The 233-nt window shown below is 59.7% G+C and carries 1 protein-coding gene; it reads right to left on the bottom strand.

What is annotated here, in order from left to right; genetic code table 11:
* The coding region (locus ACZBJS_RS42870; protein WP_463440377.1) for an IS66 family transposase at positions 1-233 on the bottom strand (233 nt) is incomplete at both ends.

The following is a 233-nucleotide window of genomic DNA, read 5'->3' as shown; positions in this document are numbered from 1 at the left end:
CCCTGCAACATGCAGCTCGTAGAACTTGCGTCTGCAGTGTGACCAGCAGCCAGCCAATGTGATGCCATCATTGCCGCGATCGGATCGCGCGAGCTTGTTATAGGCGGCATAGCCATCCACTTGCAGGATGCCGCGATAACCATTGAGATGGCGGACCGCGCATTCGCCGGAGCGGCTGTCTTCGAAGCGATAAGCCACCATCGGGGGACCGCTGCGGCCAAAGGTTCGGTCAT

It is taken from the genome of Bradyrhizobium sp. KZN70725, from assembly GCF_055264925.1.
The sequence above is the reverse complement of the archived record's forward strand: the minus strand, read 5'-3'. Positions and strand labels throughout refer to the sequence as shown.